The organism is Thalassobius sp. MITS945101 (assembly GCF_047123305.1).
Lineage (GTDB): Bacteria > Pseudomonadota > Alphaproteobacteria > Rhodobacterales > Rhodobacteraceae > Thalassobius.
The window spans coordinates 3,783,779-3,799,147 of record NZ_CP138918.1; the positions used below are offsets into that span (position 1 = coordinate 3,783,779).

General features: G+C 60.2%; 14 protein-coding genes. 7 read left to right on the forward strand and 7 right to left on the reverse strand.

Translation table 11 applies throughout. From position 1 onward, the window contains the following. Positions 1-66 precede the first annotated feature (66 nt). From SIC14_RS18585 to SIC14_RS18600, 4 genes are all read left to right on the forward strand, one after another. Complete coding sequence (locus SIC14_RS18585; protein ID WP_412563398.1) at positions 67-714, forward strand: SDR family NAD(P)-dependent oxidoreductase; 648 nt, start codon at positions 67-69, stop codon at positions 712-714. A 120-nt stretch (positions 715-834) separates the two neighbouring features. Further along, a complete protein-coding gene (surE, locus tag SIC14_RS18590) occupies positions 835-1,626 on the forward strand; it encodes a 5'/3'-nucleotidase SurE (protein ID WP_412563399.1) in 792 nt (263 codons plus the stop codon). Further along, entirely contained in the window at positions 1,623-2,273 is a 651-nt protein-coding gene (locus SIC14_RS18595) for a protein-L-isoaspartate(D-aspartate) O-methyltransferase (protein WP_412563400.1), read from the forward strand. The genes surE and SIC14_RS18595 overlap by 4 nt, the downstream gene beginning before the upstream one ends. Positions 2,274-2,424: 151 nt before the next feature. Beyond that, positions 2,425-3,663 carry a peptidoglycan DD-metalloendopeptidase family protein gene (locus SIC14_RS18600; RefSeq protein WP_412565897.1) on the forward strand — a complete coding sequence of 413 codons (1,239 nt, stop codon included), beginning with the start codon at positions 2,425-2,427 and terminating at the stop codon, positions 3,661-3,663. 75 nt (positions 3,664-3,738) lie between these two features. On the opposite strand, the gene SIC14_RS18605 is transcribed toward SIC14_RS18600, so the two are convergent. From SIC14_RS18605 to SIC14_RS18635, 7 genes are all read right to left on the reverse strand, one after another. Next, positions 3,739-5,217: a DEAD/DEAH box helicase gene (locus tag SIC14_RS18605; protein WP_412565898.1), complete on the reverse strand. Its 1,479-nt coding sequence runs from the start codon at positions 5,215-5,217 to the stop codon at positions 3,739-3,741. Between the two features lie 222 nt (positions 5,218-5,439). Continuing rightward, entirely contained in the window at positions 5,440-6,381 is a 942-nt protein-coding gene (locus tag SIC14_RS18610) for a glycosyltransferase family 2 protein (protein WP_412563401.1), read from the reverse strand. Further along, positions 6,378-8,171, reverse strand: coding sequence for a glycosyltransferase family 2 protein (locus SIC14_RS18615; RefSeq protein WP_412563402.1), 1,794 nt, complete (start codon positions 8,169-8,171; stop codon positions 6,378-6,380). The genes SIC14_RS18610 and SIC14_RS18615 overlap by 4 nt, the downstream gene beginning before the upstream one ends. A gap of 27 nt (positions 8,172-8,198) precedes the next feature. Next, positions 8,199-8,819, reverse strand: a complete 621-nt coding sequence (locus SIC14_RS18620; RefSeq protein WP_412563403.1) for a hypothetical protein — start codon at positions 8,817-8,819, stop codon at positions 8,199-8,201. Between the two features lie 4 nt (positions 8,820-8,823). After that, the gene (locus SIC14_RS18625) at positions 8,824-9,273 is read right to left on the reverse strand and encodes a hypothetical protein (RefSeq protein ID WP_412563404.1); all 450 of its coding nucleotides are present in this window, start codon (positions 9,271-9,273) and stop codon (positions 8,824-8,826) included. 123 nt (positions 9,274-9,396) lie between these two features. Continuing rightward, positions 9,397-11,004: a peptide chain release factor 3 gene (locus SIC14_RS18630; protein ID WP_412563405.1), complete on the reverse strand. Its 1,608-nt coding sequence runs from the start codon at positions 11,002-11,004 to the stop codon at positions 9,397-9,399. Positions 11,005-11,059: 55 nt separating this feature from the next. Further along, a complete protein-coding gene (locus tag SIC14_RS18635; protein ID WP_412563406.1) occupies positions 11,060-12,073 on the reverse strand; it encodes a Hint domain-containing protein in 1,014 nt (337 codons plus the stop codon). 204 nt (positions 12,074-12,277) lie between these two features. On the opposite strand from SIC14_RS18635, the gene SIC14_RS18640 reads away from it, so the two are divergent. From SIC14_RS18640 to SIC14_RS18650, 3 genes are all read left to right on the forward strand, one after another. After that, entirely contained in the window at positions 12,278-13,057 is a 780-nt protein-coding gene (locus SIC14_RS18640) for an SDR family oxidoreductase (RefSeq protein ID WP_412563407.1), read from the forward strand. Positions 13,058-13,090: 33 nt separating this feature from the next. Next, complete coding sequence (locus SIC14_RS18645; protein ID WP_412563408.1) at positions 13,091-14,209, forward strand: hypothetical protein; 1,119 nt, start codon at positions 13,091-13,093, stop codon at positions 14,207-14,209. A 114-nt stretch (positions 14,210-14,323) separates the two neighbouring features. Next, positions 14,324-15,364, forward strand: coding sequence for a methyltransferase domain-containing protein (locus SIC14_RS18650; RefSeq protein WP_412563409.1), 1,041 nt, complete (start codon positions 14,324-14,326; stop codon positions 15,362-15,364). Positions 15,365-15,369: the final 5 nt, after the last annotated feature.

Sequence of the window (15,369 nt, forward strand, 5' to 3'; positions counted from 1 at the left end):
AGGCGCAACGTCGCGCCTGACCGCTTTGCCCTTGACCTCACAGTGATTAGAACGCACATCCCAGCCATGACACAGAAAATCGCACTCATCACCGGCGCGTCGCGCGGCCTTGGAGCAGGACTGGCCGAGGCGCTTTGCCAGAGCCACCACATTGTTGCCGTGGCCCGCACCACCGGCGCGCTTGAAGAGCTGGATGACCGCATTCAGGCCGCTGGGGGCCAGGCCACCTTGGCGCCGATGGACATCACCAACCCCGACGCAATGGCGCAGCTGTGCCGTTCGATCTATGACCGCTGGGGCAAGGTGGACCTCTGGGCACATACCGCGATCCACGCCGCACCCCTGTCGCCTGCCCCCTTTATTGATGCAAAGGACTGGGACAAATCGGTCAGCATCAACGTGACCGCAACGGGCCGTCTGATCACCTATGTTGCGCCCCTTCTGGGCGAAGCTGGCACCGCGCTGTTCTTTGAGGACAGCCGTGGCGGTGAGAAATTCTTTGGCGCCTATGGCGCGTCGAAGTCGGCGCAGATTGATCTGGCCCGCAGCTGGGCGGCAGAAACTGCCACGACCGGCCCCAAGGTGCATGTGTTGGCGCCAAAACCTCTGGCCACGGCCAACCGCGCCCGCTTCTTCCCCGGGGAGGACCGCGACCCGCTGGCCGCGCCGCAGGACGAAGCCAAACGCTTGCTGGCGGATCTGGGTCTGACCTAAGCGTCAAACGTTCCCCAAGAACCACAGCCGCGACGCGGACACGCAAACGCCCAACCTTGGGCGCTTGCCCCCTTTGCGCCGCTCGCCTAGTAAGGGCGTAAGCTATTGAAGGGCAGAGCATTGCGTATTCTCGTAACAAATGATGACGGCATAAACGCCCCCGGCCTGAAGGTGCTGCAGGCGATTGCCAAAGACCTGGCCGGACCCGACGGAGAGGTCTGGGTGGTCGCGCCTGCGTTTGAGCAGTCCGGTGTTGGCCATTGCATCAGCTACACCCATCCAATGATGGTGGCCCAGATGGGCCCACGCCGGTTTGCCGCCGAAGGCAGCCCGGCTGATTGTGTGCTGGCAGGGCTGCATCACGTGATGAAAGACGCCTGTCCCGACCTGATCCTGTCCGGCGTCAACCGGGGCAACAACTCCGCCGAAAATGCGCTCTATTCCGGCACATTAGGCGGCGCGATGGAGGGGGCCTTGCAAGGCGTTCGCTCGATTGCCCTCAGCCAGTATCTTGGCCCCAAGACCTATGACGCCGACAATCCCTTTGAGGCGGCGGCAGAACATGCGGTGACGCTGCTCAGGCAGCTGATTGCTGAAATGCCAGAAGATGATGCCGACTACCGCCTCTTCTTCAATGTAAACTTCCCGCCCTGTGCAGCGGCAGATGTCAAAGGCGTGCGCGTTGTGCGTCAGGGCTATCGCCGGGGCACAAGTTTCGGGGTAGAGCCGCATCAGGCCCCCTCGGGCCGTCAGTTCCTGTGGATCAAAGGCGGCGATCAGCGCCGCCCCACCGCCGAAGGCACCGATGCCGCAGCCAACCTCGCCGATTATATCTCCGTCACCCCGATGCGGGCGGATCTCACCGCCGATGACGCTCTGGAACGGCTGAAAGGGCTTGAAAGCGACCGATGACCGAAGACGACATCGCCACACGCAAGATGCAGTTTCTCTTCGCGCTCCGGTCCAAGGGCGTGACGGATCAGCGTGTCTTGGGGGCGATGGAAAAGGTTGATCGCGGCCAGTTCATCAAGGGGCTGTTTTCTGAACGCGCCTATGAGGATATGCCCCTGCCCATCGCCTGCGGCCAGACCATCAGCCAGCCCTCTGTGGTTGGATTGATGACCCAGGCGCTGCAGGTTAGCCCGCGCGACAAGGTGCTGGAAGTGGGCACCGGCTCTGGCTATCAGGCGGCGGTTCTCAGCCAACTGGCGCGCCGGGTCTACACCGTTGACCGCCACCGCCGGCTGGTGGGTGAGGCGCGCGAAATCTTTGAGGCAATGGATTTATCCAATGTCACCAGCATCTTGGGTGATGGCAGCCTGGGGTTACCGGATCAGGCTCCGTTTGATCGCATCCTTGTGACGGCCGCTGCCGAGGACCCGCCGCCGCTGCTCTTGGCGCAGCTCAAGATCGGCGGTATCATGGTGGTGCCGGTGGGCCAGTCCGACCATCTGCAAAGCCTGATACGTGTGACCCGCACCGAAGACGGCTATGACTATGATGAGCTGGCCCCTGTGCGCTTTGTGCCGCTGGTTGAAGGTCTGGGGCGCGAAGCCTAAATAGACACATAAAGACGGGCCTTTGCGGTCAGGTCAGAACGCTGACCGTTGACGCCAAGCCCGGAAAGACTGACAAGACGACGGAACATGCGGCCCAGCCCCGGCCAACAGGGGCAGGTCGATTGAGGCAGAGGAAATCGAGATGTCCCATATGCACGCCCCGCGCCCACCCCGCGCCTTCCGGCCCGGTGTTTTGGCTGGTTTCTGGCGGCCCGCAGCGGCCCTGACCGGGCTGGCGCTGGTCAGCGCCTGCGCGCAACCGCTGGATTTTGACCTGCGTGGCAACTTCGGAAACGCTTTCAACACCGCAAGCGCGGCACAGAGCACCACCGCCGCGCGCCCCCGCCCCGATGACCGCGGCATCCTGTCGTACCCGAACTATCAGGTCGCCGTAGCGCAACGTGGAGACTCGGTGCAAGATGTGGCGCGCCGTATCGGCATGGATGCCCAGGAACTGGCAAGCTACAACGGTTTGCAACCGCGTGACCTGCTGCGCAAGGATGAGGTTCTGGCCCTGCCCCGCCGTGTAGCCGAACCCTCGCTCGCGACCGGTGCCGTGACCAGCGGTCCGATCCAGCCCGCTTCAACGGTGGATATCGCCTCAATCGCGGGCAACGCCATCGACAACGCCACCCCAGCCGGGGTGGAAACCACCACGCTGGAACCTGCCAAAACCGCCAGCAAGACCCAGACCGGCGTAGAACCCACCCGCCATAAAGTTGCGCGTGGGGAAACCGCTTATACGATCTCGCGTCTTTATGGTGTCAGCGTCAAAGCACTGGCCGACTGGAACGGGCTGGGACCAGACTTTACCATCCGCGAAGGGCAGTTCCTGCTGATCCCCGCCGCCAATCCCGAAGCCGCCAGCAAAGCGCGCGCCAGCGCAGCTGCTGCCGCCGCCACGGTCCCCGGACAGGGCACACCAACACCAACGCCGCCTTCTGCGTCAAAACCGCTGCCGGCAGAGAAAACCGCCCCTGCAGCGCAGGCACAGGCCAAACCAAAGGCGCCAGATTTAGGCAAAACGCAGTCCAAATCTTCGTCCAAGATGGGCTGGCCGGTGAACGGGTCGATCATTCGTGAGTTCAGCAAAGGCAAAAACGAAGGCATCGACATTTCCGCGCCCGCAGGCACAGCCATCACCGCGGCTGCAAACGGGACCGTTGCTGCTATCACCTCAAGCGCGGATAAGGTGCCGATTGTGGTGGTGAAACACGACAACAATCTGCTGACAGTCTACGCCAATGTCTCGGGCATCACCGTGGCCAAAGGCGACAGCGTGAAACGTGGCCAGACCATCGCCAAGATCCGTTCTGGCGCATCGAACTATGTGCATTTCGAAGTGCGCAAAGGCTTCAACAGCATCGACCCGATGCCCTACCTGAACTGACATTGGTCAAACATAGCGCAACAAAAAACCCGCCTCTCTGAGGCGGGTTTTCTTTTTCCAGAACGCTCATGCGGCTTAGCCGGCGCGGCGCTCGTCAAAGCTTAGTGCGATGAAGCTTGGCAGATGGTCGCCCATGCCAACAACGTTGTTGCGGCCACCTTTGCCATGTTTGCCACCACGGTTGCCACGCTCGTTGCGATCATTGCGCTCGTTGCGATCCCCACGATTGTCGTCGCGGCGGTTGTCATCACGGCGGCCACGTTTGGGTTTGTCGGCGGATTTCTCCGCACGTTTGTCGGTTTTGGCCTCAGCTGCGGTGTCTTCCGACTTTGCCACGTCCTGTGCCACGTCCTTCGGCGCGTCGCCCTCGTCCTTGGCCTTGCGGCGACGGGTGGGCTTCACGTCCTTAAGCGGGTTTTCCAGACGGGGAATTTCCTGCTTCACCAGCGCCTCAACATCGCCGAGGTTCTTTTCATCACGCGGCACACACAGGGTGATCGCAGTGCCTTCACGCCCAGCGCGACCGGTGCGACCAATGCGGTGCACATAGTCTTCGGCATGGCCGGGCACATCAAAATTGAACACATGGCTTACACTGGGAATGTCCAGACCGCGCGCCGCAACATCCGAGGCCACGAGGAACTTCAGCTCACCCGCGCGGTAAGCATCCAGCGTCTTCATACGCTGGCTCTGGTCCAGATCGCCGTGGATCGCAGCCGCATCATAGCCGTATTTGCGCATCGACTTGGCGGTGATGTCCACGTCGGTCTTGCGGTTGCAGAAAATGATCGCGTTGGTCAGTTTCTCACCTTCGCCGTCAATCAAGGCACGCAGCAGGCGACGTTTTTCGCTGCCTTCACGGTCCTTGCGGCTGGCTTTGTACATCACCACACCCTGGGTGATGGTTTCCGAGGTGGTTGCCTGACGGGCAATCTCGATCCGCTCAGGGGCGGAAAGGAAGGTGTTGGTGATCCGCTCAATCTCGGGCGCCATTGTGGCCGAGAAGAACAGCGTCTGACGGGTGAACGGCGTCAGCGAGAAGATGCGTTCGATGTCAGGGATAAAGCCCATGTCGAGCATCCGGTCCGCTTCGTCCACCACCATGATCTGAACGCCGGTCAGCAGCAGTTTGCCACGTTCGAAATGGTCCAGCAGCCGGCCGGGGGTAGCGATCAGCACGTCAACGCCGCGGTCGATCAGCGCTTCCTGCTCCTTGAAGGACACGCCGCCGATCAGCAGCGCCTTCGTCAGTTTCAGGTGTTTGGTGTAGGTGTCGAAGTTCTCAGCCACCTGAGCCGCCAGTTCACGGGTCGGGCAGAGCACCAGAGATCGCGGCATCCGTGCCCGTGCACGGCCGCGCGCCAGCATCGAGATCATCGGCAGGGTGAAGCTGGCGGTTTTGCCGGTCCCGGTCTGGGCAATCCCCAGCACATCGCGACCTTCCAGTGCGGGGGGAATCGCCCCGGCCTGAATAGGGGTTGGGGATTCGTACCCAGCCTCGGCAATTGCTTTCAAAACCTTCGGAGAGAGCTTCAGATCAGTAAATTTTGTCATGTGTATCCGTTTTTTACGGACACCTTTGGCCCGTAGCAGCAGCAGCGGATCGGCCCGGATGGCCCGACGGTCATCCGTCATATGATCCTTTAACTGGGCGCGGTTTAACCCAAAGCGGGCCTTGGGTCAACGAAGCGGCATTTTTCGCCGGTTTTCTGACGGTTTAACCCTATGTCGCGGCGATTTTGCCACACGGTCAAAAGTGAAACGCGCCGTGAGGCTCTAGCCAGCGGGAAACTGCGTCGCCCTTTTGCGCGCCAGATCCAGATCCACGGACAGATGCAGCTCATGCTGCGCAAGCCGCGCAATCAGATCCGGTTGGGCAGAACACACCGCATCATAAAACGCCCGCAATCCCGCTTCGCCGTCTTCGTCGTAGAGCATGGTAAACAGCTCATGCAGGCTCAGGCCGCCCTCTTCGCGGGGTTTGTTGGGTTTCAGTTCACTGCGGTAGCTGCCCTTCTCCAAACGGAAGTGAAACGCGGCGTAGAAGTCTTCCCAGGATTTGGCGTGAAGATGCAGCAGTTTGGTGCCCGACAGTTCCACCTGCCCGGGGTTCATGTCTTCCCCGACAAAAACGTTGTGGATTTGCACCTTCAACCCCTCGATGCCGGTACGGTAGATCATCTTGCCCGCGACATGGCTGAGGAAACCGCCGTTCAAATGCGCTCCGAACGTCGGGTAGATCGCCTCGGTCTCGGCACGTCGCCGTGGCATTGGGATCGAGAAACCTTTCAGATGTACCGCCTGCCCGTCACTGGACAGGCTTTCCCACGGCCGTAGCCGTGCGCACATGCAGGCCGCGGGCAGCGCGCTTAGCTGTTCGGCCAAGGGACGGTCGGGCCAGAGGAATTCATCCACATCGATATGGGTCAACCAGTCCACCTGCCCCGAGGCACGGCGATAGGCGTGACCGGCGTTCACAAACTGGCGCGACTGGTGTTTGACCCGCCGTTTCATGCCGCGCCGTTTCCAGTAGCCATCATCCGTCAAAATCGGCCGCACCTTGGGATGATCCGACAGCAGGCGATAGGCTTCCTGATTGTTATCATCCAGATAGATGAACAGCCGGTGCGCCCCCAACTCCAGATGGTGAGCGCAGAAATCCAGGATCTCCTGCACGGGCGCTTTGATGGTTGAAACAACACCCCATTTCACGCTCATGATGCCCCCTCCGGCAGGTCAGGCAGCGCGGGCAGCAGCGGGCCAAAGACCTCTGCCACCTTCTGATCCAGCCGCAGTGGATGCAGCAGCAACATGCCATGTGCCCGCAATGCGGCGCGACGTTCAGGCGTGTCCAAGGCAATCTCGTCATACATCATCCGCAGTCCCGCCTCGCCCTCATGCTCCTGCAAATAGGCGATCAACTCGCCCAGCACCCGCGCCTCTTCCGCGTCACGACGGCGGTAAGAGCCGCTGTCGATCCGTTGCTGCATATGAGTGCGAAACACCTCCCAGCTTGGTGCATGGGCGTGACCAACAAACAGCCCATCCGCAAATGCCACGTTTTTGACCCGCGCCCCGCCGTGCAAGGCGGCGTGGATCCCCAGACGCACACCGTCGGCGCCGGTGCGGACAATCACCTTGCCCTCCACATGGCTGAGGAAGCCGCCTTTCACATGCTGGCCAAAGGTGGGGTAAATCTCTTCGATCACGGCGTGACGTTTGCCAACAGCGCGATTGTTCAGCTTGAAAACGCCATCCTCTTCCGATGCCATTAACTCGGCCGCATGCATCCGAAACCCGAACAGCGCGTCCGGGGCCGCCGCCAGAACTTCTGCAACGGACCTACCCTCGGGCGGCAGCAGAAACTCATCCACATCCACATGGGCCAGCCAATGACAAGAGGTCTGCGCATAGGTCTGGGTCGCCACCCAGATCTGGCGCATTTCCTGATTTTTCATACGGGGCTTTTTCTGACCGGCCCAATAGGCGTCATCACAGGCGGTCACCTGCACCTGCGGATGCAGCTCCAGCGCGGCCACCGTCGCGGGATCGGGCGCGTCCAGATAAATATGCACCTCTGCCGCCCCAAGCGACAGGTGATGGGCCACAAATTGCAGGATTTCAGGCAAGGGCGCTTTAGCCAAGGTCACCGTCGCCCAGCTGAGCGCTGCTGGATCATGCACCAGACGGCTGGCGGCAGGGGCCAGTGGCTTTTCAGCGCGTTTCTCAGCCCCTTTGCCCTTCTCCGCCTCCGCCGCGGCCACCTGTTTCTGACGCCGGCTGCGCATGGTTTGAAGCCGCCGGAACACGGTTTTATCGTCTTCGATCAACAGGTTCAGCAGGCGCTGCACCAAAGGCGCCATCACAGGATCATCGCTGCCCTCCTGCCAGAGCCGCCCCAGCAAATTCACATCCAAACCGCCCGCCCCGCCCACGGCATAGGCATCCATCTGCATCGCCAGGTGTTTGGCTGAACGTTTTTTCCAGCTGTGTGGCTGGTCTGGCGTGGCACCAGAAAACAGCCGCTCGGTCTCATAAAGCTTCATCATGCCAAACAAGACCGAGAGCGCATGGCCCACAGAGCGCTGAACCTCGGTCATCCCGTGATCGCCAAAAGTGGTGATCGCCGAGACCAGCCAGCGAGCGTCAAGATGCGCCATCAAAAACGCGGCCTCTTCCGCCCAGAGGCGCTGGAACAGCGCCGAACAATGGTCTGGCTGTCCACGGCGACGCAGGTTGGCGATCAGCAATCCATGAAGATGCAGCAGCGCAGGTTCGCCATCAAACTCTTCAGCCAAAGCGCGGTATTTGCGGGCATAACCGCTGCGGCTATCCCCCAATTCTGGTGCAGCACCCGCCATCAGCTGGGTTTTCAGCGGTGCAAGGTCAACGTCAAGTGCGGGCAAAGCCTCACCCTCGGCGTAGGTGATCGGTGCCCGCCGCCCCTCCATCTGTTGGATCAGGCCGGGAAAGCCGCCGTCATAGGTTGTTTTGCGCTGCTCACTCATGGCGCGAATGATGCCGCGACAATGATGTCATCGCAAGGGCATAGCCGTGGCCGAAGGATGTAAAAACGGCTGATAACCCGCTGACAGCACTGCAAGGATTGGCTTCGGCGTCAGAACAGTGACCAGCCCTTCAGGCCTGTGTTGCGCCGGGCCGTAGCCTGCCAGGTCATAACGCAGCAGAACGTCACCTAGGATCAAACCCGCGCCATCTTCTGTCAGAACAAAGGCACCATCCGGCAGATCCTCCGCCTGCGCTTCATGGCGGACCTGCTGGCGCTGGCGGGTGACGCGGGTGGGATGCAGGGCCTTGTCCATTTCCGGCGCTGACGCTTTGCCCAGCGCCGCGGCCCAGGTGGATTTGAACCGCATCGCGTCTTTGTGGCGACAAAAATGGCAGGGCCGATGCCCCACCGCCAAGGCAACCGCCTCATCCAGAAAAAACAGTGCGGTCCAGCCCCGATCCGGCATTGGACCATGATAGCGGCCACGAAATTCCAACGCGCAGCACACCCAATGAGGATGTTGCCAGCGACTGACCCCAAGACTGCCATCGGGGCGATGCAGAATGCCACGATTGCCCGTCATCAGACCACGCGCCGGATGAGCGACAAGCTCTCCGGTGGGCAGGACGCGGTTCTGCAGCGGCATGGCGCTACTGCGTCACCAGCTTTGCCGACGTCATGATCGCCGCCTGCCAGGTTTCCGGATCCCGCACCGCTTGCAGATCGCCGCGCAGGGTCAATTTCGCGCCTTCCTCAAAGCTGGGGATCGGTTCGGCCAGCCTGATCTGCAAGGTGGCCCCATGTTCACCGCTGCCACACAGCGGGCACAGCCCCATATCCGAGACCAAAAGCAGCTCCTGCACCATCTCACCCGGGATCATCGGCACGGCAAACCCAGTGATTTCAACGCCTTGCAATCCATCGTCAATTTCGGACGGCAGCGATTTCTTCACCTCATAAGAGGTCTCTGTAATCACTTCTTCAATCTCGATTTGATCAAGCAATTGCCACACGTCCACCTGCGCCAGCGCGGCGGGCGCTGTGAAGACGGCCGAGGTGACCCCAAAAGTGCTCATCAAGGCGATACGACTGCTTTGCATTTGAAACTCCTGCCTGTTTGCACGGGATGTTATAATATCCACCCATGTTTGGAAGCAGAAATTGCACAAAGAAAAAGGTCAGGCAGTTTCCCGCCTGACCTTTCATGTCTCATTTCTAGGGGTTCAGACCATCATTTCCTTGGTCGCCGACAGGGTGATTTCGGGGCAATCCCGTTCGACCCGGTCAATGTCCCACTGGAGTCGGGTCAGGTAAACAACGTCGCCATCGTTATCCAGTGCGATATGCTGTTTGTTGGCGTTCACAAATTTTTCCACCGCATCTTTTTCTCCGTGCACCCAACGGGCCGAGGTGAACTGCGACTGATCAAACCGCACCGGCAAGCCGTATTCCAGCTCGATCCGGCTGGCCAGAACCTCGAACTGCAGCGCCCCTACAACGCCAACCACAAAGCCCGAACCGAAGCTGGGTTTGAACACCTTTGCGGCGCCTTCCTCGGCAAACTGCATCAGCGCTTTTTCAAGGTGTTTGGCCTTCAGCGGATCGCCCGCGCGTACACCTTGCAGCAATTCCGGCGCAAAGGACGGGATGCCAGTGACGCGCAGCGCCTCCCCCTCGGTCAGCGTGTCGCCAATGCGCAGCTGGCCGTGGTTGGGAATACCGATGATGTCACCAGCCCAGGCCTCCTCGGCCAGTTCCCGGTCCGAGGCCAGGAACAGCACGGGGTTCGAGATCGCCATCGGTTTCTTGCTGCGTACATGGGTCAGCTTCATACCACGTTTGAAATGGCCCGAGGCCATCCGCACAAAGGCCACGCGGTCACGGTGCTTGGGGTCCATATTGGCCTGCACCTTAAACACAAAGCCCGCGACCTTTTTCTCTTCCGGCAGCATTTCACGCGGCTGGGCGCTTTGCGGCTGCGGCTCGGGGCCGTATTTGCCGATACCCTGCATCAGTTCCTGCACCCCAAAAGAGTTGATCGCAGAACCAAACCAGATCGGGGTCATATGCCCCTCCAGCACCGCCTGCGGGTCCAACGTGGGCAGTAGCTCGCGCGCCATTTCCACCTCTTCGCGCAGCTGGTCGATCAGTTCGGCCGGCACGTGCTCTTCGATTTTGGGATCATCCAAACCTTCGATCGAGATCGACTCGGCCACTTTGTTCCGGTCGGCCCGGTCCATCAGTTCCAGACGGTCGTTCAGCAGATCGTAACAGCCAATGAAATCGCGCCCGATACCAATCGGCCACGAGGCCGGGGTCACATCAATGGCCAGGTTTTCCTGGATCTCATCGATGATTTCAAAGGTGTCGCGACTTTCGCGGTCCATCTTGTTACAGAAGGTCAGGATCGGCAGATCGCGCAGGCGGCAGACCTCGAACAGTTTCTGCGTCTGGCTTTCCACACCTTTTGCCCCGTCGATCACCATCACCGCCGCATCCACCGCTGTCAGCGTCCGGTAAGTGTCTTCGGAGAAGTCCGAGTGACCAGGGGTGTCCACCAGATTGAAGCGGAACTTGCCAAAATCGAACGACATCGCCGAGGCCGAGACCGAAATCCCGCGATCCTTTTCCATCTGCATGAAGTCAGACCGGGTCCGACGTGCTTCGCCTTTGGCGCGCACCTGCCCCGCCATCTGAATCGCACCACCATAAAGGAGGAACTTTTCCGTCAGGGTCGTTTTGCCGGCATCCGGGTGCGAGATGATCGCAAAGGTGCGACGACGCGCAATCTCGGGCGGCAGGTCGGGGCGGTTTGGTGCGGTGTCTAACATGAGGCGGGATATAGCTGCGGCGTGTCCGCGTGGCAATAACCCGTTGCTGTACGGTTTAGCCTGTAGACGCGCGACGCAGGACCGAGGTCATGTCCGCCTCACCGGTGTCAACCTTGGACAGCTCAAACTCCAGATAGCTGCGGTCCGAATGGCGCAGCGTGCCAGAGCGCAGACGTTCCGCCACTTCCGGCGGCAAAGCCGGTGAGGTGCGCAGATCGGCCAACAGGGTTTCGGCAGCGATGCCTTCAGCGTAGATGATCTGGTGATCGTCAAACAGCAGCTGGTAATATTCCACAAAGCCACCATCCAGCTGCACCACAGAAGTGCCGTTGACCAGATCGCGGGCTTTGATCAGCACCTCGGACCGGCCAGCGCCCAATTCATCGGTGCGTTGGTAGACAAACAGACGATGTTCCGGGCTGACCACAAGGTCGTTGGCATTGTGCAACGTGCCAGCCTTGATCAGAACCGGCGCAAATTCCCCCAATGCACGGACCGTGGACTGGCCAATCCAGCGCAGTTCCTGTGGGCCGTCATCGCGGGTCAGCACCCGTTCGCCCACCGTCAGATCTTCGATCTTGCGCTGTTCACCGGTGGCCATTGTGATGCGCGTGCCGGCGGTAAAGCTGACGCAGGCAACCTCTGCCAGTTTGGTGCGCGGGTTGTCGGTATCGACCCCCACCAGCGTCAATTCTGCCTTGGGCTGGATCGGCGACAGGGGCAGCGCATAAACTTCGTTCACGTCGCCCTCTTCATCCACTTCGACCAATACCAGCGCTTCTGTCGTAACACCGTCGGAGGACATGAAGGTCAGGCAGCTGTCCAGATGCAGCTGGCAGCCGGGTGTGCCCAACTCCGTGGCGGGCGCAATGGTGAAAACGCCCGACCGCCCCGGCACCACGGCCAGACGCGCCGCGCGCGCCGCGCCTTTCAGGAAATAGGTGTCATCCAACACCAGTTCATCCGCGAATGACAGCGAATCCCCCAGGTTTGCGCCATGTGACACCACCAGCGCCGCAGAGCGGTATGCCGGCAGGGTAAAGACGGAGCTTGGGGCGAAATCATTCATAACAGTCTACTCTCACAGCCAGATCGGCAACACAGCCAGCCCTTTGCGGGCAGGCGCAACTTGGTTTCCTGTCAGCATTATTTCAGGAATGCGGCGCAAATTGTGCAAAGCCGGGGCCTTTTGCTGGCACTTTTCTTTTGGAGGCCCCACTATACTTAACGGTATCATGAAACGCCATTTTATTGGCACAAGGGAGAATAATTCATGAATCTTGGGATTTCCGGCAAACGTGCGCTGGTTTGTGCCTCGTCCAAAGGTCTGGGGCGCGGCTGTGCAGAAGCGCTGGCCGAGGCCGGCGTCAATCTGGTGATGAACGCCCGCGGCGCAGAAGCGCTTGAGGCTGCAGCCGCTGACATTCGGGCGAAATATGGCGTGGAGGTGGAAACCGTTGCCGCCGATATCACCACCGCCGAAGGTCAGGCACAGGTGCTGGAAGTGGCTGGTCAGGTGGACATTCTGATCAACAATGCAGGCGGCCCGCCCCCCGGCATGTGGACCGATTGGGACCGCGACGATTTCATTGCCGCGCTGGATGCCAATATGCTGGCCCCGATCGCACTGATCAAAGCGCTGGTGCCCGGCATGATGGACCGTGGCTGGGGCCGTGTCGTCAATATCACTTCGGTCTCTGTCAAAGCGCCGATTCCTGTTCTGGGCCTGTCAAACGCTGCCCGCACCGGTCTGACCGGCTATGTGGCTGGCACCTCGCGTCAGGTCGCGGGCAAAGGGGTGACCATCAACAACCTCCTGCCGGGCATCCACGCCACCGACCGCGCCGTTGCGCTGGACAGCGGCGTCAGCCAGCAGCAGGGCATCTCGATGGATGAAGCCAAGGCCCAACGCGCCGCAACGATCCCCGCGGGCCGCTATGGTACTTCGGAAGAATTCGGCCAGACCTGCGCCTTCATGTGTTCGCAGCACGCGGGCTTCATGGTGGGGCAGAACGTCCTGCTGGACGGTGGCGCCACACCTTCCGTCATGTAATCTGACCGTCGCAATTTCAGACAGGCCCTTAGAATGACCGAAGCTTTTTCCCTCAAAGACCATTTATTCAATGAAACCAAGGTCGCCTATCTCGGCGGCCTTTTTGCCGACGCCTGGGACGGATTTGACCGCGAAGGTTTTCAGGCCGATGTCATGGCAGAGCTGCTGCCGCTGGAACTGACACAGCGACAGAACCTGATTGCGCGGGTGTTGGAACAGAAACTGCCGCAGGATCTGCAGCAAAGTTATGACATCATCCAAGCCGCCCTGCCCGCGCCCTGTGATCCCAAGCTGTCCGATGATGACTTCGGCGATTTCATCTTTGCCCCTTTGGGGGATTTCATAGTGGCTCGCGGGCTGGATGCCCCAGCGGCTTCACTCCCGCTATTGGCCGAGGTGACCACACGGTTTTCGATGGAATTTGCGATCCGCCCGTTTCTCAACACTTGGGAAGAAGAGGTCTTTGCCGCGCTCGACACATGGGTGACGGCGGATCATTACCATCTGCGCCGTCTGGTCAGTGAAGGCACACGTCCCCGCCTGCCCTGGGGCAAAAAGGTGCAGATCGACCCGCTGCGCCCGCTGCCCTATCTGGATCAGCTGCATGCCGACAAAACCCGTTTTGTCACCCGCTCTGTTGCAAATCACCTGAATGATCTGGCGAAGCCACATCCTGCGGAAATGATGGACAGGTTGGAACGCTGGGCCTCTACGGCCCGACAGACCCCGAAAGAGCTAGAGTGGCTGACAAAACACGCGCTGCGTAACCTCATCAAAGAGGGGGATGCCCGCGCGATGGCATTGCTGGGGTATCGCGCCGATGCCCCCGTTTCAGGCACCATCAGCGCCAGCCCGGATCCAGTGAAGATCGACACGGCGGTGACACTGGACGTCACCCTCAACTGTCCCGAAACCCTGCCGGTCATGGTGGATTACGTGCTGCACTTCCACCGGCCAAACGGCAAGACCGGCCGCAAAGTGCACAAGCTGAAACAAGCGAAGATAACGGCCGGCAAACCGCTGCAACTGAAAAAATCACATAAGCTCAAGGGCAACGCCTCAACCTTCACGCTGCATCCCGGCCCCCACCGTGTGGAATTGCAGGTCAACGGCCGGATCATTGCCGAAACCGGGTTCGAGCTGACCGCCTGAAACCCGGCTGCTGACATTCGCCCACAATCGCGTGAGACCCCGCAACATTGGATTGCGGGGTTTTGCATTGCCGCTTATCCCCTTTGCAGCGCAAGACAAATTGGGGGCGATCTAATGAAACACGAAAAGGTTCAGGACTATTACGGCAAGGTTCTGCAAAGCAGTGAGGACCTGCAAACCAACGCCTGTTGCACCCCCGATGAAATGCCCGAACATGTCAAAGACGTGCTGCGCAATGTGCATGACGAGGTCTTGATGCGCTACTATGGCTGCGGTCTGGTGATGCCCGACGGTCTGGAAGGTGCGCGGGTGCTGGATCTGGGCTGTGGCGCGGGGCGGGACGTCTATGCGCTGGCCCAGTTGGTTGGGCCTGAAGGCGCGGTTGTTGGGGTGGACATGACCGCCGAACAACTGACCGTCGCCCGCGCCCATCAGGACTGGCACGCCGAGAAATTTGGCTTCGCCAACGTCGATTTCCGCGAAGGCTTTATCGAACAGCTGGACCAACTGGGACTGGAACCCGGCAGCTTTGACGTCATTGTGTCGAACTGTGTGGTGAACCTCTCGACCGACAAGCAGGCGGTACTGGACGGCGCCTATCACCTGCTGAAACCCGGTGGGGAGATGTATTTCTCTGACGTTTATGCCGACCGCCGTGTGCCGCGCGCGATGGCTGAGGATGAAGTGCTATATGGCGAATGCCTGTCGGGTGCGCTCTACTGGAATGACTTCCTGACCTTTGCCAAACGGGCAGGTTTTGACGATCCGCGATTGGTAAACCACCGCCCCCTGACCATTGAAAACCCTATTCTGGAACAACGGGTTGCACCGCTGTCCTTCACCTCTGCCACCTATCGTCTGTTTAAACTGGATGGGTTGGAAAGCGCCTGTGAGGACTATGGCCAAGCAGTGATCTACAAAGGCACCCTGCCCCATGCGCCGCATCACTTCCTGCTGGATGATCACCACATGATCGAGACCGGTAAGGTCTTCCCTGTTTGTGGCAACACCTGGAAAATGCTGGCCGAGAACCGCTTGGCGGAACACTTCACCTTCATCGGTGATTTCTCCACCCATTATGGCATCTTCGAAGGCTGCGGCGGCGAAAGCCCGTTTGAACGTGACACGGGACAGGCTGCCGCGCCCTGCTGCTGATCTCT